Genomic DNA, 23,130 nt, shown 5'->3' with positions numbered 1-23,130 from the left:
CCGGGCCTCCTTAGAGTCTGAGCAAGGGTTTGATCATGTACATAAACCGGGAAAACAAACCGATGCCCTCGATGGTGTCCCAGTGTTCGAGTAGAACGCCATTCTCGACTCGGTAGATGTCGATGACCTTGTAGTTGACCTTGAATAGCTTGTTGGCGGCCCAGTGCGTGGCGTAGAGGAATACATGATCGCCCTCGGCGCAGACTTTCTCGATCTGGGTGCCCGACTTGGGGAACATCTTGAAGTACTGTTGGAAATACCCCTTGAAGCCGTCACGGGTCGGAGGAATAAATACATTGTTGTGCTGTTTGTAATCCTCGCAGATCAACTCGTCGGCGGCGGACAGGTCGCGTTCGGCGAAAACACGCTGATAGAACTCGATGACGGTCTGTTTATTGTGTTCGTGCATGGTTAAACCTGCTGTAGGGTCAGGAGAAGGCGGTGGTCGCAAAAGGAGAGCCTTCAATGAGGGCAATGAGACTGTCCATGTCGGTGAGGTCCTGGGGGTGGCAGTCGAGCTTGAAGAAGTCGATGACGGCACTCAGCAGGTTGCCCTTGAACAGGGCGTAGCGGTGGTCGCCACGTTCCTCGATTTGAAACAGCAGGGCTTCGCGGTCGAAGCTGAATTGACTGAAGCGCTCCTGCAGGCGCGGCTTCACATAGGTGATGTAGTTGCGGCAGGGCGTGTTCAGGGCAACCAACGAGCCAGCGGTGCAGGCAAGGGCATCGACTACCCGCTTGACCGGAGCGGTCTTGTCGACAATCAGCCTGGAGAACTCGACATGGTCCTGAGCGTAATCGGTACCGAGGAAATCGTTTAGGGCTGCGGCGTCGATATAACGGCCGGCCTCATGGGGGAATGGCGTGACACGTTGGGTGCCGATGATCTGATCGTCGTAGTAGCAGGCGAAAACATATGAGCGGCTGTCGATCTCGTCCACTGCACGGGTACTGCCAAACAGCAGTTCATAGTACTTCTTGCGCTGGGCATAGAGCCGCAGACGTGCCTGGGAAAGTACTTCCAGTTCGGCCGGTGTGACCAATTGGCGAACTCTGATGTGCGGCGACTCGCAGCGGGCCTGGAGGATGGCGTCGAAAAAACTGTAGGTGCGCTCGCGCTGCAGTGGGTCGGCGATCAGGTGAGGCAGGGCGCCACAGTCATTGAGGGCAGATTGTTGCTGCATAGAACAGATTCCTTCTGTTAATACAACTCCATTGGCGATAAGACTCAGGCGCCACATGACCGTAAAACGGTTGGCTTGGCATCTGTGATGCTTATCAAGTGAGGCGACGGCCGGGGTTATCAACTGCCTGGGAAGTTGGCGATGACCGATCGAGAATAATCGGGAGGCGAGAGCGGGGGCGTAGTCGCGTCGTAGGCTTGAATAATCCGTTTCATGGCAGGCCATCCTGGCTGTTGTGTTTGTGCATGAGTGCGCGTTAAGTGTGACGGGCACTTGGGTTGGCTTTGGTCAATATCAAAGGAAACTTATTGGAGTGCGATAGGAGTTTTGTAGCTTTTTGTAATCCGTTGGCCTGTCGCCGGCTTCGGCGAATGGGTAGTTGGGCGCTCGTTGCTTCTTGGACGGTCCGCACCCTTCACAGTCACTCGATCGCCTTCTCCGCGGCTTCGTCCTCCCCACGAGCACTGCAGCCATGTCATGTTTGTCACGGCCGCTATGCGGGAAAACGATCAGGGGCAGGATGCGTCGCGCCCCGTCCGGGCAAGCCTCCCTACGCGGGGCAGACAGCGACGATGAGTTGTGCGTGCTTAGGCCCAGCCTGCATGGAACTCGGAGCCGCGCTCACACGGCAGGTCCTCGTCGTGCGGCCATCGAGGCTATTGTGGTCATGCGCAAATTCATTCTTTTGACTGATTTGTACGTCAGGCTGTCGCCCTAGAGTCATATTCATCCGAAACCGATACGACCGCAGACTAAGGTGCCTTCCCATGTTGCAAACCCGCATCATTTCGCCCGCGACCAACGCCTATCAATATCCCCTGCTGATCAAGCGTCTGCTGCTGTCCGGGGGGCGCTACGAGAAGACCCGGGAGATCGTCTACCGCGACAGCGTGCGCTACAGCTACGCGACCTTCAACGAGCGGGTCGCGCGCCTGGCCAACGTGCTGAGCGACGCCGGGGTGAAGGCCGGCGATACCGTCGCGGTGATGGACTGGGACAGCCATCGTTATCTGGAATGCATGTTCGCCATCCCCATGCTCGGTGCGGTGTTGCACACCATCAACATCCGCCTCTCGCCGGAACAGATCCTCTACACCATGAATCATGCCGAGGACCGCTTCGTACTGGTCAACAGCGAGTTCGTGCCGCTCTACAATGGCATCGCCAGCCAGCTGACCACGGTCGAGAAGACCCTGCTGCTGACCGACGCGGAGGAGAAAACCGCCGACTTGCCAGGACTGGTGGGGGAGTACGAGCAGTTGCTGGCGGCGGCCGGCCCGAGCTACGAGTTCGCCGATTTCGACGAGAACTCGGTGGCTACTACCTTCTACACCACCGGTACCACCGGCAACCCCAAGGGTGTGTACTTCACGCATCGGCAACTGGTGCTGCACACCCTGTCCATGGCCACCATTCTGGGTAGCCTGGACAGCATTCGCCTGATGGGGACCGCTGACGTCTATATGCCGATCACTCCGATGTTCCACGTGCACGCCTGGGGCGTGCCCTACGTGGCCACCATGCTGGGGGTAAAACAGGTCTATCCGGGGCGCTACGAGCCGGAGATGCTGTGCCGCCTGATCAAGGACGAGCAGGTCAGCTTTTCCCACTGCGTGCCGACCATCCTGCAGATGCTGCTCAACACCCCAAGCGCTCAAGGGCACGATTTCGGGGGATTGAAGATGATCATCGGCGGCAGTGCGCTGAACCGTACCCTGTATGACGCCGCCAAGGCCCGTGGCATCCAGCTGACCGCGGCCTATGGCATGTCGGAAACCTGTCCGCTGGTTTCCTGTGCCTACATCAATGAGGAGTTGCTGGCCGGTAGCGAGGATGAGCGTATCACCTACCGGATCAAGGCCGGGGTGCCGGTGCCGCTGGTCGATGCGGCCATCATGAGTGCGGATGGCAGGTTGCTGCCGGCCGATGGCGAAGCCCAGGGCGAGTTGGTGCTGCGTTCGCCCTGGCTGACCCAGGGTTACTTCCGCGAGGCGGAAAAGGGCGAGGAGTTGTGGGAGCATGGCTGGCTGCATACCGGCGATGTCGCCACGCTCGATGGCATGGGATTCGTCGACATTCGCGACCGTATCAAGGATGTGATCAAGACCGGCGGAGAGTGGCTCTCCTCGCTGGAGCTGGAAGACCTGATCAGCCGCCATTCGGCCGTTCGTGAGGTGGCGGTAGTGGGCGTTCCCGATCCGCAATGGGGCGAGCGGCCCTTTGCCCTGCTGGTGCTGGCCGAGGGGCAGGCGCTGGATGCCAAGGGTCTGAAGGAACACCTCAAGCCCTATGTCGAGCAAGGGCACATCAACAAGTGGGCAATACCCACGCAGATCGCCCTTGTTACCGAAATTCCCAAGACCAGCGTCGGCAAGCTGGATAAGAAACGCATTCGCCTGGATATCGCCCGGTGGCAGGCGGCCGGAAGCGAATTTCTTTCCACCCTCTAGGTCCCGCTATTGCTACTTCGGAAAAGTGACTACACAGTCAAACAAGCGTTTGGCTTGCTAATTGCTGTTTTCAGTCCATTCTTGGCTCTTCGCAAAGCTGACTATTCGGTCACAAGCGGCGAGCCAGAGTGCCTGGGGCTGCAAATCACACTTTCGAGGGATCAAGCAGTACGACCCGCTGGCTATAGTCCGCATCATCCATAACAAAAAACACATGGAGTAGCGTCGATGACAAAGACCCAACCGTTCTGGCGCCTGGCAAAGCTGCCGCTGGCCGTCAGCCTCGCATCCACCCTCGCCGCACCGGCATTCGGCGTTACCTTCAACATCGGCGAGATCGAAGGTCAGTTCGATTCGTCGTTGTCCGTGGGCGCCAGCTGGTCGGTGCGTGGTGCAGATAAGGACCTGATCGGTTCAAACAACGGTGGCGATGGCCTTTCGCAGACCTCGGACGACTCTCATCTGAACTTTAAAAAAGGTGAGACCTTTTCGAAGATCTTCAAGGGTATCCACGATCTGGAGCTGAAGTACGGCGATACTGGTGCTTTCATTCGCGGCAAGTATTGGTATGACTTCGAGCTGAAGGACGAGCATCGTCTGTTCAAGGACATCGACGACAGCAATCGTAAAGAGGCTGCCCAGGCATCTGGTGCACAGATCCTCGATGCCTTCGTTTATCACAACTATGACATCGCCGATCAGCCTGGTTCGGTACGCCTGGGTAAGCAGGTGGTCAGCTGGGGTGAAAGCACCTTCATCCAGAACTCGATCAACTCGATCAACCCGGTGGATGCCGCCGCATTCCGTCGCCCTGGTGCAGAGATCAAGGAAGGCTTGATTCCGGTAAACATGTTCTACATCTCTCAGAGCCTGACCGACAGCCTGTCGATGGAGGCGTTTTATCAACTGGAATGGGATCAGACGGTAGCCGACAACTGCGGTACTTTTTTCGCCCAGCCGGATGTGATAGCCGATGGTTGCGACGACAACCTTCGCGTACTGCGTAAGCGTTCAAGCTTGCCAGCGGGCATCCCCGAACTTGCCGAATCGCTGTTCGGTGTGAATATCAACGAGGAGGGAGTTCTGATTCGTCGAGGTCCAGATCGCGATGCAGATGATGATGGTCAGTATGGTGTGGCTTTCCGCTACTTCGCCGAAGAGCTAGATACCGAGTTCGGCGCATATTTCATGAACTACCACAGCCGTGCTCCGGTTTTCAGCGCCACGGCTGCCCCACAGAGTACCTTCGATCTGGCTCCTCTTGTAGGTTCGTTGGCACCACTGCTGGTCGCCGGGCAATCGCAGTATTTCATTGAGTATCCTGAAGACATCCGGCTCTACGGTTTGAGTTTCTCCACTACCCTCCCCACTGGAACCGCTTGGAGTGGCGAGCTTAGCTATCGGCCGAATGCGCCGGTTCAGTTGAACACCACCGATATCCTGTTCGCTGGTCTGACCCCGCTGAACCCGAACCTTTCGGTATTGCAGGGTACTCCGGGGGCCGACCTGAACGGCTACCGCCGTAAGGAAATTACCCAGATACAAACGACCTTTACCCATTTCTTCGATCAGGTCATGGGTGCCTCGCGTCTCACTTTGGTCGGGGAGATCGGCGTGAGCCATGTCGGTGGGCTGGAGAGCACCTCTCAAGCCCGCTACGGCCGTGACCCGGTGTTCGGCCCCGGTCCGTTGCCAGGTGGTACTTGTGAAAGCACGAATGCTGGCACCCTGGGCAGCACGACTGCTGAGAACGTATCCAAGTACTGCGAAGATGATGGCTTCGTGACCTCCACTTCTTGGGGCTACCGTGCTCGGGCGATCTGGGACTACAACGACGCCATTGCCGGCATCAACCTGAAACCCAGCATCTCCTGGTCCCATGACGTCGACGGCTATGGCGCCAATGGTGTGTTCAACGAAGGCAACAAGGCCGTGAGCCTGGGCCTGGACGCCGAATACCAGAACACCTACACCGCGGGCCTGTCCTATACCGACTTCTTCGGCGGCAAGTACAACACGTCGATCGACCGTGACTTCGTCGCGCTCAGCTTCGGTATGAACTTCTAACGGTCAGGAAATTTGAGGAAGACTATGTACATGAAAACAACAAAAGGTCTGTTGCAAACCGGCGCCCTGACCCTGTCGCTGCTCGCCAGCAGCGTGATGGCGGCCGTCTCGCCGGAAGAAGCCGCCCAGCTGGGCGCCAGCCTGACGCCGATCGGCGCAGAGATGGCGGGCAATGCCGATGGTTCGATCCCGGCCTGGACCGGCGGTCTGCCGAGCAATGCCGGCACCGTCGATGATCGCGGTTTCCTGTCGAATCCCTTCGCCAACGAGCAGCCGCTGTTCACCATCACCGCGCAGAACGTGGATCAGTACAAAGACAAGCTGACCCCCGGTCAGCTGGCGATGTTCAAGCGCTACCCCGACAGCTACAAGATGCCGGTGTATCCGACCCATCGCAGCGCCACCCTGCCGGACGCAGTCCTGGCCGCGGCCAAGGCCAACGCGGTCAATACCAAGTTGGTAGAAGGCGGCAACGGTCTGGAGAACTTCGCCACGGCCAACCCCTTCCCGATCCCCAAGAACGGTCTGGAAGTGATCTGGAACCACATCACCCGCTATCGCGGTGGCAGCGCCAAGCGCCTGGTGACCCAGGCGACCCCGCAGGCCAATGGTTCCTACAGCCTGGTGTATTTCGAGGACGAGTTCACCTTCCGCGATGCCCTGAAGGATGCCGGCAGCAGCAAGGCGGACAACATCCTGTTCTACTTCAAGCAGCGGGTGACCGCACCGTCGCGTCTGGCGGGCAACGTGCTGTTGGTGCACGAGACCCTGAACCAAGTCAAGGAGCCGCGTCTGGCGTGGCTGTACAACGCCGGCCAGCGCCGCGTGCGCCGGGCGCCGCAGGTGTCTTACGACGGTCCGGGCACCGCAGCCGACGGCCTGCGCACCTCGGACAACTTCGACCTGTACAACGGCGCGCCGGATCGTTACGACTGGACGCTCAACGGCAAGAAGGAAGTCTACATCGCCTACAACACCTATGGCCTGGACTCGCCGAAGCTCAAGTACGAGCAGATCATCAAGCCCGGGCATATCAACCAGGAACTGAGCCGTTACGAGCTGCACCGCGTCTGGCATGTGACCGCGACCCTGAAGTCGGGCGAGCGGCATATCTATGCCAAGCGCGACTTCTTCATCGACGAGGACACCTGGCAGGCCGCTGCCATCGACCACTACGACGGTCGCGGTACCCTGTGGCGCGTGGCCGAGGCGCATGCCCAGTACTACTACGACAAGAAAGTGCCGTGGTACACCCTGGAGGCCCTGTATGACCTGCAGTCCGGGCGCTACCTGGCGCTGGGCATGAAGAACGAGGAGAAGCAGTCCTATCAGTTCGATATCGGCTCCAAGGAAAGCGACTACACCCCGGCGGCCTTGCGTCAGGCCGGCGTGCGTTAAGCACAGCAGCCTGACCGCGTAGTGCCGGTCTCGAGCCAGCAGGACGATGTCCGGCTGGCTCGAGGTGCCGAAGCATTGGATGCCCGTATCCTTGGATACGGGCATTTTTATTTGGGATATAGGCGGGGCTGGCCATTCGACGAGGGGGTGGCAAGTGCGGACGTGCCGGGTGAGACCCGACGCAGCTATTGCAAAGAATTGTTAAGGCGGCCGGGACACACTTCAAATGCGTGGCCCGAGGGGCTAGGCTGCTGGTCAAACCACAGACCTACTGCGCCAAGAACCGGGTAATGACCGAGCTGTCCAGTTCCCATCGATTCGTCAGTCCGAGTCCGCAGAGCACCGATGGACATTTCTTCCGTCCTCCGCTGCCGCCGGGCCATGTCCTGCGCCCGCGCCTGTGCGAGCGATTGGCGAGCGGTCTGTCCGGCCGCCTGATACTGGTCAGCGCGCCGGCGGGCTTCGGCAAGAGCTCACTGGCCATCGAGTTTTGCGAACGGCTGCCGCCGCAGTGGCAGAGCCTCTGGTTCGGCCTGAGCCGCCGCGACAGCGATCCCGGGCGCTTTCTCGAGCGACTGTTGGCTGGGCTGCAACAGTTTTTCCCGGGGCTGGGGGATGATGCGCTGGGGTTGTTGCGACTGCGCCAGAGGCATCAGCCCTTCGCCTTCGAGGAATGGCTGGATGGTCTGCTCGACGAGCTGACGCTACGCTTGAAATCGGACAGTCCGGTGTTGCTGGTGCTGGACGATTACCATCTGGCCCAGGGGGCGGTGCTCGATCGCTGCCTGCAGTTTTTCCTCAACCACTTGCCGGCTGGCCTGCTCTTGCTGGTGACCAGCCGCCAGCGTCCGGATTGGCACCTGGCCCGTCTGCGCCTGTCGAGGCAATTGCTCGAGTTGCAGGAACAGGATCTGCGCCTGACAGAGGAGGAGACCGGCGAGCTGTTGTCTAGGCACGGTGCCACCTTGAGCGAGGAGGCGCTGGCCGATTTGCTGCAGCACAGCGAAGGTTGGGTGGCCGGGCTGCGCCTGTGGTTGCTCGCCGCCGCCGAGGCGGTTGTCGACGGCGAGATGACCAGGCCTCACGGCGCCGAAGGGCTGATCCGCGAGTATCTACTGGAGGAGGTGATCGAGCGGCAGCCGCCGGAAGTGCAGGCCTTTCTCTACGACACCGCCTGCCAGGAGCGCTTCTGTGCCGAGCTGTGCGATGCCGTGCGCGAGGCCCATGACAGCGCCGCCATTCTCGAGCATCTGCAGGCGCATCAGGTGTTTCTGGTGCCGCTGGATGAGCAAGGCCGCTGGTTTCGTTATCACCATCTGTTTTCCGACCTGCTCCGCGCTCGACCAGCGGCCGCCTTGCGTCCCGCCCCGACCAGTGCGCACCTGCGTGCCTGCCGCTGGTTCAGCGGCCAAGGGCTGTTGGACGAGGCGATCGAGCAGGCGCTGCGGGCCGGTCAGCCGGATGTGGCCGCCAACCTGGTGCAGAACCTGTCCGAGGAGCAACTGCTGGCCGAACAAAACGTGGCCACGTTGTTGCGTTGGAAGATGGACTTGCCGGACAGCCTGCTGGCCAGCACGCCACGCCTGATCGTCCTGTACAGCTGGGCCCTGGCCCTGGCCTGTCAGCTGGATGCGGCCGAGGAGTTGGTAGGGCAGATGAGCCGCTTCCTTCCCGCACCTTCGGCAGCCCAGCAGCAGAGCCTGCTGGCCCAGTGGCAAGCCCTCTGCGGGGTGATCGCCCGCGGCCGTGGCGAAAGCCTGAGCGCGCAACGCCACTGTACCGAAGCACTGGCGGGGTTGCCGATGGAGCGCTATGGCCAGCGGCTGATGTGCCTGTCGACCCTGGCTAATCTGGCCATCGTCCAGGGCGATCTGTGGCGTGCCCGGGGCCTCAATCGCGAGGCTTTGGAGCTGGCGCAGCGGGTGGGCAACCCCCTGTTCGAAGCGCTGGCGCACTATGACCGCGCGCGCGTGCTGCAGGCCCGGGGCGAAGTGCAGCGGGCCCTCGACGAGGTGCGCCAAGGCCTGGAGCGCTTGCGCGGGCTGCCGCAACAGCGTTTGTATGCGTTGCGCGCACGCCTGACCCTGTATGAGGGTTATCTGCTGAGCCTGCGTCTGCAGCCGCAGTTGGCGCGTCAACGGTTAACAACGGGGATCGCCGAGGCGCGTGCCTGCCGTGACGTCAGCCTGCTCATCGGCCAGTGCGTGCTGGCCGGCCTGGAGGGACGTGAAGGCGCTCTGGCCGAAGCGTTCGCTCGACTCGCCGAGGCCGAGCGGCTCATGCATGTCTGGGATGTGCCGCCTATCTACTACCTGGCGATGATCACCCTGGCCAAGTGCGAGTTGTGGCTGCGCCAAGGCCAGTTCGAAGTGGCGGATGCCTGGCTGGTGCGCCTGGCCGAGGCTTACAACGGGGAGCAGGCCGCCGCGGCGCCGGAGTTCCACCCGCAACTGCCGCTGTACATCGAACTCCACCAGGCGGTGCTGGAACGGCAGCAAGGTGAGCGGAGTAAGGCCGAGAGGCGTCTGCGTGCCCTGGTGCAACGGGCACAGGCGATGGGGGGGGAGTTGCTGGCGGTGATCGCCCGGGTGCAGCTGGTTCTGTTGCTGCGCGCCAGTGGCCAGGAACGTGAGGCCCGGCAACAGCTGAGTGACGCCCTGCAAGCGGCCCTTGGAGGCGCTCTGTCACCCTTCCAGGATCTGTTGAAGGCACACCCGGATTGGGCTCGGGAGCAATTGCTGGCGCAACCCGAGGGCTCCCAGCGCGAGGCGCTGTTGGCCGAACTGCCCAAGGCGCCGGCTGTGGCGAGTGTTGGGCCGGACATGATGGTGGGCAGTTTGAGCAGCCGTGAACTGGCGGTGTTGAAGCTGATTGCCCAAGGCTATTCGAACCAGCAGATCAGCGAGTGTCTGTTCATCTCCCTGCATACGGTGAAAACCCATGCCCGCCATATCAACGGCAAGCTTGGCGTCGAGCGCCGTACCCAAGCGGTGGCGCGGGCCAAGAGCCTCGGCCTGCTGACTTGAGCCGCCCGCTGCCGGCAGGCTCAGGCCCGACCGCTTCGTCCGGGGATGCGCCCGGCTCGTTTTCGCCGGCGCGGTAGTTTTGGAGGCGGCTATTTTCGTCGTGCATTCACCGAGTGGATGGGTAAGCTAGCCGGCGTTCACCGTATCGAGGAGTCACCGATGAGTTCTGCCGCGTCCCCCGCCCTGATCCGCGAAACCTTCCCTGTCGGGCCTCTGCAGTGCAACTGCACGATCATTGGCGACCCCGTCACCAAGCAGGCGATAGTGGTCGATCCGGGCGGCGACCCCGAGCTGATCATGGCGCGCCTCGAGGGCCATGGGCTCAAGGTGGTCAGCATCATTCACACCCACGCCCACCTGGACCACTTCCTTGCCTCCGGGCAGATGAAGGAGAAGACCGGTGCCACGCTGCATCTGCACAAGGAAGATCGGTTCCTCTGGGACAACCTGGAGATGCAGTGCCGCATGTTCGGGGTGCCCTACACGCCGGTGCCGGCTCCGGACCAGTGGCTGGCCGACGACGAGGCATTGCCCTGCGGCTGTGGTGTGGCGCTGCACACGCCCGGGCACACGCCCGGTTCCATGAGTTTCTGGTTCCCCCAGGACAAGCTGCTGATTGCCGGCGACACGCTGTTCAAGCGTGGCATCGGCCGGACCGACCTGTGGGGCGGCGACTACGCGACCATCGAACGCTCGATCAAGCAGCGCCTGTACCGGCTCGACGAGGACGCCACCGTGGTTACGGGGCATGGTGCCGATACCCGGCTGGGCGATGAAATGCGCGAGAATCCGTTTGTCCGCGCCTGAGGGCGATGGGCGACCCGCTGGCTAGACTGAACACTAGCCAATGCCCTGGAGGGTTCGCCATGCCTAGTTCGCGTCTGATCCTGACCTGCTGCTGTGCCGGCCTGCTGCTCGGTTGTGCCTCGCAGAACCCCTATGACGGCCAGCCCAGCAGCAACAAGACTGCGACCTACGGCGGCCTCGGCGCCCTGGCGGGTGCGGTGGCCGGCGCGGCGATCAGCCACGACAACCGCGGCAAGGGGGCGCTGATCGGCGCCGCCGTGGGCGGGGCGGCGGGAGCCGGTTACGGCTACTACGCCGACAAGCAGGAGGCGGAACTGCGGCGCAGCATGGAGGGTACAGGCGTGCAGGTGGCGCGCCAGGGCGATGTGATCCAGCTGATCATGCCCGGCAACATCACCTTCGCCACCGATTCGGCGGAGATCGCCGGCAGTTTCCATGCGCCGCTGAACAACCTGGCCACCTCCTTCCGCCAATATCCGCAGAACAGCATCGAGATCGTCGGTCATACCGACAGTGTCGGCTCCCATGCCTACAACATGGGGTTGTCGCAGCGCCGTGCGCAGAGCGTGGCCAACTACCTGATCGCCCAGGGGGTCGATCAGACGCGTCTGAGCACCCGCGGCATGGGGCCCGACCAGCCTCTGGCGAGCAATGCCTCGGCCGATGGGCGGGCCCAGAATCGCCGGGTCGAGGTGAACCTGCGGCCATTGCCCGGCGCGCAGTAGTATCTGGTGCGACGCGTACCCTCCTTGCTGCGTGTCGCCCTGCCCGTCAACACCGCCTGCTAAGCTGGAACGGAACTTCGAGGCGCCTGGCGCCTCGAACACCCCTGCGCGATAGCCAACCTGCTGAACAACCCAGATAAGGACGTATCTATGAAGAACTGGCGTAACCTGACCGCTTTGGCCGCCGGCCTGGCCCTGCTGGCCGGCTGTACGACCAACCCCTATACCGGCGAACGCGAGGCCGGCAAGGCAGGGGTCTATGGCGGTATCGGCGCGGTCACCGGAGCGGTGATCGGGGCGGCCACCTCGAGCAAGAAGGACCGCGCCAAGGGCGCCTTGATCGGTGCCGCTGTGGGCGGCGCCGCAGGCGGCGGTTACGGCTACTATGTCGACACCCAGGAGGCCAAGCTGCGCCAGACCCTACAGGGCACGGGTGTACAGGTGCAGCGCAATGGCGATGACCTGAAGCTGATCATGCCGGGCAACATCACCTTCGCCAGCAATTCGGCGGATATTTCCAGCGGCTTCTACCCGACGCTCAATTCCCTGGTGCTGGTGTTCAAGGAGTTCGACAAGAACGGCATCGACATCGTCGGGCACACCGATAGCACCGGCTCGCTGGCGCTGAACCAGAACCTGTCGAATCGCCGTGCGCAGAGCGTCGCGGCTTACCTGTCGGGCAACGGCGTGGCGCCGGCGCGGATTTCCGCCTACGGTGCCGGGCCCAACCAGCCGATCGCCAGCAATGCCAACGAGTCGGGGCGGGCACAGAATCGCCGCGTCGAAATCAATCTGCGCCCGCTCTAAAACCGGGTGTAGACGAAAAGCCCCGCACGTGCGGGGCTTTTTTCTGGGGCCCGTTGCTGGTCAGGGCAGGGCCCTCTGCCGGATTCCTGACTAGACTGCTTCCTTGAGTTCTGTAGCGCGCTCATCCTCTGTGGTCGGGCGTGGCAGGTAGTGAACGGATTCAGGAGAAGTCATGGACGGCAGGTCGCGTTCCTTTTCCCCCAGGCCCGGGCTGGCGATAGGGGTCACCCTGACCCTGTTGCTCGGTTTGGGCGGCCTGATCGTCTGGCAATGGCAAGCCCTCGAGGCGACGAGTCGGGAGGAGGCGCGGCAGCGCTTCGAGCTCGAGGCGCAGGACGTCGGTCAGCGCGTCGTTCACCGCATGCGCGCCTACGAGATGGTGCTGCGCGGCATGTCCGGGCTGATCATCGGCAGCGACGAGGTGTCCCTGGCCGAGTGGGAGCGGGCGGTCGGGCAGCTGTATCTGCAGGACCGCTATCCCGGCATCCAGGCGCTGGGCTGGGCGCGCTATCTGCGCCGGGGGCAGCTCGAGGACTTCCTCGGTGCGATCGAGGCCGCCGGTCGCGAGGGCTACCGGGCCTTTCCGGCCGGCCAGCGCGAGGAGTACGTGCTGATCGACTACATCAGTCCGTTCGATTGGCGTAACCGGCGCGCCCAGGGCTACGACATGTTCAGCGAGCCTCTGCGCCGTGAGGCGATCGAACTGGCGTTGCACAGTGCCGATGCGGCCCTCAGCGCACCGGTGATCCTGAAGCAGGAAACCGAGTTGAACGTGCAGTCCGGAATGCTGCTGTACCTGCCGGTGTTCCGTCCCGGCATGCCGCTGGGCAGTGCGCAGCAGCGGCGCGAGGCCCTGTTCGGTTACGTCTATGGCGCCTTCCGCAGTCATGACCTGATGGCAGGTATTCTCGGTCCACAGGCGCGTTTGTTCGATATCCACGTCGTGGATCGGCAGGCGGGCAGTACGTTGCTGGGCGAGGCCGCGGCGGCGGGGGACAGGCCGGCGCTCTTCACCCAGACCACGGAGTTGCCCCTGTATGGCCGAACCTGGGCCCTGACGGTCAGCAGTTCGGCCGCCTACGAGGAGTCGCTGGCGCGGCGGAGCATGACCTTCAGCCTTGGGATGGGGCTGACTGCGGCGACCCTGCTGGCCCTGCTGACGGGCGGCTGCCTGTATCAGCGCGAGCGTCAGTTGCACGCCAGCCAGCGGGCGACCGAACAGCTGCGCGAGCGCGAGGAGCGTTTTCGCCTGGTGGTGGAGGCCTCGCCCAACGCCATCGTCCTGATCGACGGCGACGGGCAGATAGCCATGGTCAACCAGCAGGCCGAGCTGCTGTTCGGCTACCCACGTCAGGAATTGCTTGGCCAGTCGGTGGAGATGCTGCTGCCCGAGGACAAGCGCGAAGGCCACGTACCGTCCCGCCGCGCCTACCAGAAGCACCCGGAGCCCCGACGCATGGGCAGCAACCGCGAGCTGTTCGGCCAGCACCGCGACGGTCGGCTGATTCCCCTGGAGGTTGGCTTGTCGCCCCTGCGCAGCGGCGAGAACATCCTGGTGCAGGCGGTGATCATCGACATCAGCGAGCGCAAGGCGGCGGAGCGGCGCCTGCACGAACAGGCCGAGCAGCTGGTGCTGGCCAACCGCTACAAGTCCGAGTTCCTCGCCAACATGTCCCATGAGCTGCGTACCCCGCTCAACAGCATCCTGATCCTCAGCGATCAATTGCGCCAGAACGGCACCGGTAATCTCACGAAGAAGCAGACCCAGCACGCCGATATCGTGCACCGGGCCGGCAGCGACCTGCTGCAGTTGATCAACAGTGTGCTCGACCTGGCCAAGGTCGAATCCGGTCGTATTCAGCTCAAGCTGGAGCCGTTGGATGTCCACGAGATGCTGGTGGAGATGGATGCGAGCATTCGCCCGATGGCCGAGCTCAAGGGGTTGCAGCTGCAGACGCAGGTGCAGCCGGAGGTGCCCAGGCTGATCCGTAGCGACCGTGCCCGCTTGCAGCAGATATTGCGCAACCTGCTGTCCAACGCCGTGAAGTTCACCGAGCGGGGCGAGGTGCGCCTGAGCGTGACCCTCGAGCCGGAGTGCGAGGAGGGGGCTGGGCAGCGCCTGAGCTTCTGCGTGTGCGACAGTGGCATCGGCATCGCCGCCGACCAGCACGAACTGATCTTCCAGGCGTTCCAGCAGATCGACGGCTCCACCAGTCGCCGTTTCGGCGGCACCGGCCTGGGGCTGGCCATCACCCGTCAGTTGGCATTGGCCCTCGGCGGCGAGGTGGGAGTGAAGAGCGAGCTGGGGCAGGGCGCTTGCTTCACCCTGAATCTGCCGTTGCGGCAACTGCCCGAGTCGGCGGCAGCCGGCCCCGAGGACCGGCCGCAGCGACAAGGTGTGGGCCCCGCTGTGCTGATAGTCGAGGACAATGCCAGCTTCGCCTCGGTACTGGCCGAGGAAGCCTATGCCCATGGTTTTGCCAGCGTGCACTGCCGCACGGGTCAGCAGGCGCTCGAGCTGTTGCAATACGAGCGCTTCAGCGCGGTGATCCTGGACATCCTGCTGCCGGATATCAGCGGCTGGCAGCTGTATCGCCAGCTGCGCGGGCAGGCCGAGCATCGTGAGACGCCGGTGCACATCATCTCCTGCGTGCCGCAGCCGGCCGACTGGAGCGAGGATGGCCCGCGCTACCTGGTCAAGCCGATCAACCGAGCCGATCTCGAACGGGTCTTCGTCGAGCTGCGGCGCGACGGCCAGATCCCCGCGCCGGCGCTGTTGCTGGTTGAGGATGTCGAGGTCGAGCGTGAGCACTACCGCGAGCACCTGCAACAGCTGGGCTTCGAGGTGGTCAGCTGCGTCAACGCCGCCGAGGCGCTCGACGCCTATGCCGAGCGCAACTTCGCGGCGTTGGTGATCGACCTCGACCTGCCCGACCGGGACGGTTTCGATCTGCTCGAGACCCTCGACCGGCACACCCCCTTGAATGGCGCACGGGTGGTGATCAATACCGGAGTGGACATCACCCAACTGAGCCTGCAGCGGTTGCGGCGCTACAGCGCGGTGGTGGTGCGCAAGCAGGGCGAGGACCTGCAGGCCTTGAGCCTGGCGGTCCAGGGCTTTCTCGGCAGTGTGGGGGCCGTGGAGCAACCGCTGGCGGTGCCAGACCGGCGGATGACGGGGGGGCTGGTCGGCCGCCGCGTATTGCTGGTGGACGACGATGTGCGCAACGTCTATGCGCTCAGCGCCTTGCTCGACGAGGCCGGCCTCGAGGTAAGCGTGGCCGGGGACGGACTGGAAGCCATCGAGAGCTACCTGCAGCTGGGCTGTGACCTGATCTTGATGGACATGGCCATGCCGCGCATGGACGGTTACAGCGCGACTCGGGTGCTCAAGCAGGAGCACGCCTGCCGCGTGCCGATCATCGCTCTGACCGCCCATGCGATGAAGGGTGATCAGGAGAAGTGCCTGGCGGCCGGCGCCGACGACTACCTGGCCAAGCCGGTCAGCCAGGATGAGTTGCTCGACATGCTGAGACGCTGGTTGAGCGAGCCGCCGCGAGAGTTGGACGAGGCGCGGGCGCTGCCCGTCGATCGGGCCTGATCGACGGGTCAGGCCAGAGCATGGCGTCATCGATACAGGAGGCAGGCATGGCAACGCTGCAGAAGAAGCGACAAGTGGAGCGGACGCAGACGCTTCTGGTGGTGGACGACCGGTCGGAAAATCTCGAAGTCATGCAGGCGTTGCTGGAGGACGGTGACTGGCAGCTGCGCTGCGTCAGCTCCGGTGAGGCCGCCCTGCACTGCCTGCTGAACGAGGAGGTCGGGCTGGTCCTGCTGGACGTGCAGATGCCGCACATGGATGGATTCGAGGTGGCGCGGCTGATGCGCGGCAACCCGCGCACCCGCTTCATTCCGATCATCTTCATCTCGGCCATCGCCCAGACCGAGGATGCCGTGCTCCAGGGCTATGCCACCGGGGCGGTGGACTTCATGCTCAAGCCCTTCGATCCCAAGGTGTTGCGCCACAAGATCCACTCGTTGCTCGACCATGAGCGCAACCGCAGCGAACTGCAACAGCTGACCCAGCAGCTGGACAGCGCTCGGGCCTTCAACGCCTCGGTACTGGATAACGCCGCCGAAGGCATCATGGTGGTCGGCGAGGACGGCCTGGTGCGCTTCGCCAACCCGGCCATGGCGCAGATGCTGCGTTGTTCGGTGGCGGAGCTGCAGGGCAGCGCGCTGCTGTCCCATCTGCGCAGTCCGGAGGTCGAGTGTGAGTGGCACTCGTCGAAGTTCTACCGGAACTGGCAGCAGGGCAAGACCTATCGCGTGCATGAGGCGAGCCTGCGTACCGGGGATGGCGACAGCGTACCGGTGACGCTGTCGTGCTCGCCGCTGCCCAAGTTGCAGCGGGCCATGGTGGTACTCGCCCTGGACATGTCGGTAGTGCGCAGTTTGCACACTCAGCTGGAGTCCCTGGCGGTGACCGATCCTTTGACCGGCCTGCTCAACCGGCGGGGCTTCCACAAGGCCCTGGAGGCGGCGCTCTCGCGCTCGGGACGCAGCGGCCAGCGCCTGGCCCTGCTCTACCTCGACCTGGACGGCTTCAAGCGGATCAACGACTCCCTCGGCCACGGCGTCGGCGATCAGTTGCTGCGCCGAGTCGGCGAGCAGTTGAAGAGCAGCCTGCGCCCCTACGACACCCTGGCCCGGGTCGGCGGCGACGAGTTCACGGCAGTGATAGACGGCCTCGGTCACACGGAAGACGCGGCGCGCGTGGCGGAGAAGCTGATCGAGCAGGTGTCGGTGCGTCACAGCCTCAACGGCGTCGACTTCACGATCGGCGCCAGTGTCGGCATCGCCTGTTTTCCCGAGTGCGGGCAGAGCGTGGAGAGCCTGCTGCGCGCGGCAGACATGGCGATGTACGAGGCCAAGCGAGCCGGGCGCCAGCAGTACCGCTTCTTCCTGCCGGAAATGAACGGCCGCGCGCGTTCGCGGCTGATGCTCGAGGAAAGCCTGCGCACGGCCATCGACCAGGACGACTTCGTCCTGGTCTACCAGCCCCAGGTCTACCTGGACAGCGGCCGGCTGCGCGGCTTCGAGGCCCTGTTACGCTGGCAGCATCGGGTTGCCGGAACCGTGGCCCCCAGCGTGTTTATCCCCCTGCTCGAGGAGACCCGGCTGATCAACCGCCTGGGCGACTGGATATTCCGCCAGGGGGCGCGGCAGTTCTGCGGCATGCGGCGGCCGCCTGCAGACGAACTGGTGCTCAGTATCAACGTCAGTCCGGTGCAGTTCAGCATGCCGCAGCTGGTGGAAGACCTGGGGCGGGTGTTGGACGACCACCAGCTGAATCCGGCGCAGCTGGAAGTCGAGGTGACCGAGAGTGCGCTGATGCAGAACCTGGAAAACACCCAGGAGCAGCTGCGCCAATTGCGCCTGCTGGGGGTGAAGATCGCCATCGACGATTTCGGCACCGGCTACTCCTCCCTGGCCTATCTGCGGCACTTCGAGCTGGACACCCTGAAGATCGACCGCCTGTTCATCGCCAATATGCTCGATTCGCCACGGGATGCGGCGGTGGTCAGCACCATCATCGACCTGGGTCGCAACCTGGGCCTGGAGGTGATCGCCGAGGGCGTGGAGACGGCGGCCCAGCGCGAGTGGCTGGTCGAGCACCAGTGCCCGATCATGCAGGGCTTTTTGGTCGCGCCGGGGCTGGCGGCGGACGATGCGCAGGCCTTCCCGGCGCAGCTGGATTGGAACGCCCTGCCGCGCAGCGCCGGGCCCAAGGACAGCTAGGCGCTGCGGCCGTGCGGGTCAGCGGGCGGGGGAGCGGCGGTGCAACTCGGCCAGTTCGGCATCCTTGGCTTGCCACAGCTGGTTGACCCACTGCTGGAACGCCAGGCGGTAGCCGTCGTCCTGGTCGTAGTTGCGGCCGATGAAGGCCGGGTCGATCGGTAGCTGACGGAAGTTGACCACTATCTCTCCAACCTCGCCGCTGAGCAGCGCCCAGAAGCTCGGACTGCCCTGGGGGTAGTGGATGGTGACGTTGACGATCGCGTGCAACTGCTCGCCCATGGCGTCCAGCACGAAGGCAATGCCGCCGGCTTTGGGTCTGAGCAGATAGCGGAAGGGTGAGTCCTGGGCGGCGTGCTTGGCCGGGGTGAAGCGGGTGCCCTCGAGGAAGTTGAAGATGCCGACCGGGTTGTCACGGAACTTGGCGCAGGTGCGGCGGGTGGTCTGCAGGTCCTTGCCCTTCTTCTCCGGGTGCTTGGCCAGATAGGCCTTGGAGTAACGCTTCATAAAGGGGAAGCCCAGGGCCCACCAGCACAGACCGATCACCGGCACCCAGATCAGTTCCTGTTTGAGAAAGAACTTCAGCGGGCGGATGCGTCGGTTGAGCAGGTACTGCAGGACCAGGATATCGACCCAGCTCTGGTGATTGCTGGTGACCAGATAGGAGTGACGGTAATCCAGGCTCTGCAGGCCCTCCACCTGCCAGCGCGTCTGGCCCAGTAGCTTCATCCAGGTCTTGTTGCAGCTGATCCAGGCCTCGTGGATGAAGTTCATCGAGGCGTTGCACAGGCGTTGCGCGCCGGCGAACGGCAGGCAGACCTTCAACAGGGTCACGGCGAACAGCGGCCAGCACCAGAACAGGGTATTGAGCGCCAGCAGGCTGGCGCCGAGCAGTCCGCGCAGGGCGGCGGGCAGGAAGTGCAGCATGGTGGCGTGTGCCTCGGCCAAGGGGGCGCAGGCCCCGGGTCGTCGTGTGCCCGCGGCTTGCCACTGCGGGTCGGTCGGCGTCAAGGTTAGCCTCTGGGGATCGGACGGCAAGTGCTGAGTGTGACTGGCTGGTCGAAGCTCGGGCGAGGGGGCTTGCCGCGCCTGACGAACAGTCGAGTCCGACACGCAATCAAGTGCAGGGGCAAGTACCGGCACGACACCTAGCAGGCGCCAGTATCGGACGGGGCCGCCATCTCCTGAAATGGTGGCTCCCCGTAGGCCAGTCTTTGCAGGCGTGCCTTGTTTGCCTCCCACCATGCCGGCAGCGTATCGCCGAGCATGGGCTTGGCCACGAAGTAGCCTTGTGCCTCGGCGCAGCCCAGCTCGCGCAGCAACTGCCAGTCTTCGAGGCTCTCCACGCCCTCGGCCACCACGTTCAGGTTGAGTTTGCGGGCAATGTCCAATGTGCTTTCCAGCAGGATGCGCAGGTGCCGAGTCTGGCTGGCGCCATTGACGAAGGCGCGATCCACCTTCAGTTCGGTACAAGGCATGCGTGACAACTGCAGCATGCAGGAAAAGCCGGTGCCGTAGTCATCTATCGACAGGCCGAAGCCTTTCAGGCGCAGGCGCGCCAGCGTGCCCAGGGTGATGCCGAGATCGGTCATGAGTGCGCTTTCGGTGATTTCCAGGGTGACAAACCCTGGGGCTATTCCGCTGACCCTGACTCGATCGACTATCGCGTCGGCTAGCCTGGTGTCGGCCAGGGAAAGCGCCGAGAGGTTGAGCGAAAAACCCAACGGAAGGCCCGCCGCATGCCAGCGCCGGCAATGCCGCAGGGAGGTGTCGAGCATGTGCAGGGTCAGGGCGGATATGTATTGGCTGGCTTCGATAAAACCGATGAAGTGTCCAGGTGCCAGCACGCCATGTTCGGGGTGCTGCCAGCGTACCAGGGCTTCCACCCCCTGCAGGCCGCCATCGATGAGCCGTACCTTCGGCTGGAAGTGCGCCACGAAGGCCTTCTCTTGCAGCGCCCGCAACACGTCTTGTTCCGTCAGCTTCAGCTCGGGTATCCCGCGCTCGACGGGGCCGGGACCGCTTGGCGTGGCGACAACTCGACCCAGACAGGAGAGCAATTGCTCTTGGACAATCGGCTTCTGCAGGCCACCGAGCAGGCGCAGGCCCAAGGTCTTGCCCATGCTCTCTACCACGTTGAGCAGCTCGCTTTCCCGGGCGGTGGCCAGCACTACCGGCGGCGCCAGGCCCAGCTTCGCCATCTCATGGAGAACTTGCACGCCGTCCATGCCCGGCATTTCCAGATCGAGGATAACCGCCTCGATCCTCGGATTGCTGCGCAACTGGGCAATCGCATCGAAGCCGTCTACCGCCTCAACAATGTCGGCGATGCCCAGGGTGCGGCACTGCTCGGCGATGAACCGGCGCTGCAGTTCGCTGTCGTCGACGATCAGCACCTGTTGGGGCAGCTTGACTGCGCTCATAGTGATCTTCTGCTCTAGCTCACGCTCATAACCACCCCGGGTATTTCGCCCAGGGCGATCACCTGATCCACGCCGCCCAGCTTGATGGCTTCTTTAGGCATGCCGAAGACCACACAGCTGGCCTCATCCTGGGCGTAGGTCCGTGCGCCTGACTCATGCAGCTCCTTGAGGCCGCGGGCGCCGTCATCGCCCATGCCGGTCATGATGATGCCGGTTGCATTCTTGCCGGCGAACTTGGCCACCGAACGAAAGAGCACGTCCACGGACGGCCGGTGGCGGTTGACCTGGGGGCCCTCTATCACCTCCACGTGGTAAAACGCGCCGCTGCGCTTGAGCAGCATGTGTTTGCCACCCGGGGCGATGAGGGCCAGGCCAGGAGTCACGCGGTCATTGTGTTTGGCCTCGCGTACCTCTATCTGCGACAGCCTGTTCAGGCGCTCGGCGAAGGATGCGGTGAACTTCTCCGGCATGTGCTGCACTATCACGATGCCGGGGGAGACCCGTGGTAGAGCGGTCAGTACGGTTTCAAGGGCCTGGGTCCCCCCCGTGGAGGTACCTATCGCGACGATGCGCTCGGTGGTTTGCGCCATGGCATGGCCGTTGAGCGCGGGCAGGATGGCATCGGCATTGAGCTTGACGGCCACAGGCGGGAGCGCCGTAGCCGGCCTGAGCACTTGCCGGACATCGGCTTGAGCGGCAGCCCTGACCGCAGCCACCAGCTCGGCAGAGGATTCTTGCAGAAAGCTTTTGAGGCCGACCTTGGGCTTGGTGATGATTTCCACTGCGCCGGCGGCAAGCGCCTGAAGCGTGGTTTCCGCCCCTTTTTCCGTGAGCGAGGAGCAGATCACCACGGGTGTCGGCCGCTCGGCCATGATCTTTCTCAGGAAGGTGATGCCATCCATGCGTGGCATCTCGACGTCCAGTACCAGAACGTCCGGCCACTCCCGAGCCATCTTGTTCAGGGCAAAGATGGGGTCGGAGGCGGCACCCAGGACATGGATGTCAGGCTCACGTTCGAGCAATGCCAGTACGACCTGGCGTACCACGGCGGAATCATCGACCAGCAGGACCTTGATTTTCTTCATTGGTGTCCTTACCCCGTCAAGCATTGATATCGGACCCAGACATGGCCGCTGGCAATGTCGAAGATGACCGTGCGGTAGCCGTTACGGCCCAGGTCCTGGGCGCATAGGTGCAGGTTGTAGCGCGCCATCAGCTGGTAGGCCGCGGCGACATTGCGCTCGGCGACAGAGGGCTTTTCGCTCAACTCAGGGAACATGTTGCCGCCGCCGAACAGCTTGATCTGGTAGTCCTGGAGTCGAGTGTGGTGGCGTTGGGCGGCCCGGCAGAAAAGGTCCATGGCCTCGTCCGCATACCTGCCGTCGAGTCGGTCGCTAGGGGGCAGGCTGCCCGGCAGCATGTAGTGGCACATGCCGCCGATCCGGCGGGTAGGGTGCCACATGGTAATGGCCACGCAGGAACCCAGCAGGGTACGAATGCGCGTGTCTGCATCGCCAAAGTGGAAATCACCGGGCTGAAGAGAAACTTCGACGATCTTGACCGGCTGCTTCATGGTTTTCGGTATATCGAGGGGGTGATCAGGGTTAAGGCATCGCTGATGCCGTTCAGGCTTTCCGAATGGCTGACGACGAAAAAACCACCCGGTTTGAGGTGCGGCAGCATGCGCGCCACCACCCTGCGCTTGGTGTCCTGATCGAAATAGATCATCACGTTGCGCAGAAAGATCACGTCGAACTCGCCGACATTGGGCAGGGTTTCGTTGAGATTGATCGACATGAAATGCACCCGCTCGCGCAGGCTGCGCTCGATCAGGAATGTGCCCTCCTGACGGCCCGTGCCCTTGAGGCAATGCCTGACCAGCAGCGGTTGCGGGATGTTGCTGGCACGCTCGATCGGGTAGTGACCCGTGCGGGCCCTCGCCAGCACCTGGCTGCTGATGTCCGAGCCGATGATTTCCCAGGGGGTTGCACCCAGGCCATCGGCCAGGGTCATGGCCAGGCTGTAGGGCTCTTCGCCGGAAGAGCTGGCGGCGCTCCAGAGGCGGAAGGTCCTGCCTGTGGCCGCCGTGGGCAGAATCTGCTCGCGCAGGAAGTCGAAGTGCCTGGGCTCGCGGAAGAAATAGGTTTCGTTGGTCGTGAGCAGATCCAGGGCGATCTGCAGCTCTGCAGGGGCCTCATGGCCCATGATCAGCTGGAAATAATCGCCGTAACTGCATAGTCGATGGTGCTTCAGGCGTTTGGCCAGGCGTCCGGCCACCAGCGCCTTTTTGGCCGGGCTCAGGCTGATGCCGGCAACGCGATAGAGCCAGGCCTGGAACTGCTGGAATTCGCCATCCTTCAGCGCTGTAGCGTTCACGATAAGACATCCTTGCCCGTAGGCGAGCGGCGCAGCAGCGAAACCCTCTCCCGGGCAAGACGCAACTG

The 23,130-nt window shown here is 63.2% G+C and carries 16 protein-coding genes; 9 read left to right on the top strand and 7 right to left on the bottom strand.

Annotated elements, in window-relative coordinates:
- Window positions 1-10 precede the first annotated feature (10 nt).
- On the bottom strand, window positions 11-409 hold the full coding sequence (locus ACSX1C_RS10660) for a nuclear transport factor 2 family protein (RefSeq protein WP_318645264.1): 399 nt from the start codon (window positions 407-409) through the stop codon (window positions 11-13).
- Between the two features lie 19 nt (window positions 410-428).
- Window positions 429-1,184, bottom strand: coding sequence for a hypothetical protein (locus tag ACSX1C_RS10655; RefSeq protein WP_439886113.1), 756 nt, complete (start codon window positions 1,182-1,184; stop codon window positions 429-431).
- A gap of 767 nt (window positions 1,185-1,951) precedes the next feature.
- Here ACSX1C_RS10655 and ACSX1C_RS10650 point away from each other — a divergent pair.
- The 9 genes from ACSX1C_RS10650 (at window position 1,952) to ACSX1C_RS10610 (ending at window position 18,266) form a co-directional block, all read left to right on the top strand.
- Complete coding sequence (locus ACSX1C_RS10650; RefSeq protein WP_439886112.1) at window positions 1,952-3,634, top strand: fatty acid--CoA ligase; 1,683 nt, start codon at window positions 1,952-1,954, stop codon at window positions 3,632-3,634.
- 228 nt (window positions 3,635-3,862) lie between these two features.
- Complete coding sequence (locus ACSX1C_RS10645) at window positions 3,863-5,701, top strand: DUF1302 domain-containing protein (RefSeq protein WP_439886111.1); 1,839 nt, start codon at window positions 3,863-3,865, stop codon at window positions 5,699-5,701.
- 30 nt (window positions 5,702-5,731) lie between these two features.
- Window positions 5,732-7,099 (top strand): DUF1329 domain-containing protein, encoded by a 1,368-nt coding sequence (locus tag ACSX1C_RS10640; RefSeq protein ID WP_318645268.1) that lies wholly within the window; start codon window positions 5,732-5,734, stop codon window positions 7,097-7,099.
- A gap of 290 nt (window positions 7,100-7,389) precedes the next feature.
- Window positions 7,390-10,125, top strand: a complete 2,736-nt coding sequence (locus ACSX1C_RS10635; RefSeq protein ID WP_439886110.1) for a LuxR C-terminal-related transcriptional regulator — start codon at window positions 7,390-7,392, stop codon at window positions 10,123-10,125.
- A 159-nt stretch (window positions 10,126-10,284) separates the two neighbouring features.
- Window positions 10,285-10,932 carry an MBL fold metallo-hydrolase gene (locus ACSX1C_RS10630; protein WP_318645270.1) on the top strand — a complete coding sequence of 216 codons (648 nt, stop codon included), beginning with the start codon at window positions 10,285-10,287 and terminating at the stop codon, window positions 10,930-10,932.
- 59 nt (window positions 10,933-10,991) lie between these two features.
- Complete coding sequence (locus ACSX1C_RS10625) at window positions 10,992-11,657, top strand: OmpA family protein (RefSeq protein ID WP_439886109.1); 666 nt, start codon at window positions 10,992-10,994, stop codon at window positions 11,655-11,657.
- A 150-nt stretch (window positions 11,658-11,807) separates the two neighbouring features.
- Window positions 11,808-12,464 (top strand): OmpA family protein, encoded by a 657-nt coding sequence (locus ACSX1C_RS10620; protein WP_439886108.1) that lies wholly within the window; start codon window positions 11,808-11,810, stop codon window positions 12,462-12,464.
- 172 nt (window positions 12,465-12,636) lie between these two features.
- Complete coding sequence (locus tag ACSX1C_RS10615; RefSeq protein WP_439886107.1) at window positions 12,637-16,065, top strand: response regulator; 3,429 nt, start codon at window positions 12,637-12,639, stop codon at window positions 16,063-16,065.
- Window positions 16,066-16,112: 47 nt separating this feature from the next.
- Window positions 16,113-18,266, top strand: coding sequence for a putative bifunctional diguanylate cyclase/phosphodiesterase (locus ACSX1C_RS10610; RefSeq protein ID WP_439886106.1), 2,154 nt, complete (start codon window positions 16,113-16,115; stop codon window positions 18,264-18,266).
- An 18-nt stretch (window positions 18,267-18,284) separates the two neighbouring features.
- On the opposite strand, the gene ACSX1C_RS10605 is transcribed toward ACSX1C_RS10610, so the two are convergent.
- From ACSX1C_RS10605 to ACSX1C_RS10585, 5 genes are all read right to left on the bottom strand, one after another.
- A complete protein-coding gene (locus ACSX1C_RS10605) occupies window positions 18,285-19,190 on the bottom strand; it encodes an acyltransferase (protein ID WP_439886105.1) in 906 nt (301 codons plus the stop codon).
- A 221-nt stretch (window positions 19,191-19,411) separates the two neighbouring features.
- Window positions 19,412-20,659 carry an EAL domain-containing response regulator gene (locus ACSX1C_RS10600; protein ID WP_439886104.1) on the bottom strand — a complete coding sequence of 416 codons (1,248 nt, stop codon included), beginning with the start codon at window positions 20,657-20,659 and terminating at the stop codon, window positions 19,412-19,414.
- A gap of 41 nt (window positions 20,660-20,700) precedes the next feature.
- Complete coding sequence (locus tag ACSX1C_RS10595) at window positions 20,701-21,795, bottom strand: protein-glutamate methylesterase/protein-glutamine glutaminase (RefSeq protein WP_439886103.1); 1,095 nt, start codon at window positions 21,793-21,795, stop codon at window positions 20,701-20,703.
- Window positions 21,780-22,259 (bottom strand): chemoreceptor glutamine deamidase CheD, encoded by a 480-nt coding sequence (cheD, locus tag ACSX1C_RS10590; RefSeq protein WP_439886102.1) that lies wholly within the window; start codon window positions 22,257-22,259, stop codon window positions 21,780-21,782. Before cheD ends, ACSX1C_RS10595 begins: the two co-directional genes overlap by 16 nt.
- Entirely contained in the window at window positions 22,256-23,062 is an 807-nt protein-coding gene (locus tag ACSX1C_RS10585) for a CheR family methyltransferase (RefSeq protein WP_439886101.1), read from the bottom strand. The genes cheD and ACSX1C_RS10585 overlap by 4 nt, the downstream gene beginning before the upstream one ends.
- Window positions 23,063-23,130 lie beyond the last annotated feature (68 nt).

This window comes from Pseudomonas sp. MBLB4123 (assembly GCF_051904775.1).
GTDB classification, from domain to species: Bacteria; Pseudomonadota; Gammaproteobacteria; order Pseudomonadales; family Pseudomonadaceae; genus Aquipseudomonas; species Aquipseudomonas benzenivorans_B.
The sequence above is the reverse complement of the archived record's forward strand: the minus strand, read 5'-3'. Positions and strand labels throughout refer to the sequence as shown.

What these genes read in the sequence shown, in the direction of transcription:
- ACSX1C_RS10605 (WP_439886105.1), bottom strand. Translation starts at nt 19,190, where the DNA reads ATGCTGCACTTCCTGCCCGCCGCCCTGCGCGGACTGCTCGGCGCCAGC.
- ACSX1C_RS10645 (WP_439886111.1), top strand. Translation starts at nt 3,863, where the DNA reads ATGACAAAGACCCAACCGTTCTGGCGCCTGGCAAAGCTGCCGCTGGCC.
- ACSX1C_RS10595 (WP_439886103.1), bottom strand. Translation starts at nt 21,795, where the DNA reads ATGCTTGACGGGGTAAGGACACCAATGAAGAAAATCAAGGTCCTGCTG.
- ACSX1C_RS10615 (WP_439886107.1), top strand. Translation starts at nt 12,637, where the DNA reads ATGGACGGCAGGTCGCGTTCCTTTTCCCCCAGGCCCGGGCTGGCGATA.
- ACSX1C_RS10610 (WP_439886106.1), top strand. Translation starts at nt 16,113, where the DNA reads ATGGCAACGCTGCAGAAGAAGCGACAAGTGGAGCGGACGCAGACGCTT.
- ACSX1C_RS10655 (WP_439886113.1), bottom strand. Translation starts at nt 1,184, where the DNA reads ATGCAGCAACAATCTGCCCTCAATGACTGTGGCGCCCTGCCTCACCTG.
- ACSX1C_RS10625 (WP_439886109.1), top strand. Translation starts at nt 10,992, where the DNA reads ATGCCTAGTTCGCGTCTGATCCTGACCTGCTGCTGTGCCGGCCTGCTG.
- ACSX1C_RS10620 (WP_439886108.1), top strand. Translation starts at nt 11,808, where the DNA reads ATGAAGAACTGGCGTAACCTGACCGCTTTGGCCGCCGGCCTGGCCCTG.
- ACSX1C_RS10635 (WP_439886110.1), top strand. Translation starts at nt 7,390, where the DNA reads ATGACCGAGCTGTCCAGTTCCCATCGATTCGTCAGTCCGAGTCCGCAG.
- ACSX1C_RS10660 (WP_318645264.1), bottom strand. Translation starts at nt 409, where the DNA reads ATGCACGAACACAATAAACAGACCGTCATCGAGTTCTATCAGCGTGTT.
- ACSX1C_RS10650 (WP_439886112.1), top strand. Translation starts at nt 1,952, where the DNA reads ATGTTGCAAACCCGCATCATTTCGCCCGCGACCAACGCCTATCAATAT.
- cheD (WP_439886102.1), bottom strand. Translation starts at nt 22,259, where the DNA reads ATGAAGCAGCCGGTCAAGATCGTCGAAGTTTCTCTTCAGCCCGGTGAT.
- ACSX1C_RS10640 (WP_318645268.1), top strand. Translation starts at nt 5,732, where the DNA reads ATGAAAACAACAAAAGGTCTGTTGCAAACCGGCGCCCTGACCCTGTCG.
- ACSX1C_RS10630 (WP_318645270.1), top strand. Translation starts at nt 10,285, where the DNA reads ATGAGTTCTGCCGCGTCCCCCGCCCTGATCCGCGAAACCTTCCCTGTC.